This is a genomic window from Streptomyces sp. 4F14 (assembly GCF_048159485.1).
Lineage (GTDB): Bacteria > Actinomycetota > Actinomycetes > Streptomycetales > Streptomycetaceae > Streptomyces.
This window is the reverse complement of the sequence record NZ_JBLRVY010000104.1, coordinates 1-514: the sequence shown is the minus strand read 5'-3', so window position 1 is coordinate 514 and position 514 is coordinate 1. Positions and strand designations below refer to the sequence as shown.

The 514-nt window shown below is 56.0% G+C and carries 1 rRNA gene; it reads right to left on the bottom strand.

The window, feature by feature from the left end:
- Window positions 1-514: ribosomal RNA gene (locus ACLZOT_RS49820) — 23S ribosomal RNA — on the bottom strand; the annotation flags it as partial.

The window sequence follows — 514 nt, the reverse complement described above, 5'->3', positions numbered from 1 at the left end:
CAATGACACGACTTCGGCGGTACGCTTGAGCCCCGCTACATTGTCGGCGCGGAATCACTAGACCAGTGAGCTATTACGCACTCTTTCAAGGGTGGCTGCTTCTAAGCCAACCTCCTGGTTGTCTCTGCGACTCCACATCCTTTCCCACTTAGCGTACGCTTAGGGGCCTTAGTCGATGCTCTGGGCTGTTTCCCTCTCGACCATGGAGCTTATCCCCCACAGTCTCACTGCCGCGCTCTCACTTACCGGCATTCGGAGTTTGGCTAAGGTCAGTAACCCGGTAGGGCCCATCGCCTATCCAGTGCTCTACCTCCGGCAAGAAACACACGACGCTGCACCTAAATGCATTTCGGGGAGAACCAGCTATCACGGAGTTTGATTGGCCTTTCACCCCTAACCACAGGTCATCCCCCAGGTTTTCAACCCTGGTGGGTTCGGTCCTCCACGAAGTCTTACCTCCGCTTCAACCTGCCCATGGCTAGATCACTCCGCTTCGGGTCTTGAGCGTGCTACT